Source organism: Photorhabdus viridis, assembly GCF_040256935.1.
In the GTDB taxonomy this organism is placed as follows: Bacteria; Pseudomonadota; Gammaproteobacteria; order Enterobacterales; family Enterobacteriaceae; genus Photorhabdus; species Photorhabdus viridis.
In genome coordinates this window covers 1-223 of sequence record NZ_JBEJZY010000554.1, presented here as the reverse complement: position 1 = coordinate 223, position 223 = coordinate 1, and the positions used below count along the sequence as shown (strand labels likewise).

Genomic DNA, 223 nt, shown 5'->3' with positions numbered 1-223 from the left:
AGTGCCGACAATGGCATGGGGCTGTTTATCAATACCTTGCCGCTGCGGCTGGATATCAATGATACGCCGGTACGGGACAGCGTGCAGGCCGCCCATACCCGACTCGCTGGGTTATTGGAACATGAACATGCTTCACTGGCGCTGGCCCAGCGTTGCAGTAATGTGCAGGGAGAGATCCCTCTCTTTAGTAGTTTGCTGAACTATCGGCATAATGCCCTGTTGG

At 54.7% G+C, this 223-nt stretch carries 1 protein-coding gene; it reads left to right on the top strand.

Annotation, left to right across the window (positions count from 1 at the left end; genetic code table 11):
* Positions 1–223 (top strand): hypothetical protein (locus ABR397_RS24520; RefSeq protein ID WP_350307949.1); only part of this gene is annotated, 223 nt, incomplete at both ends.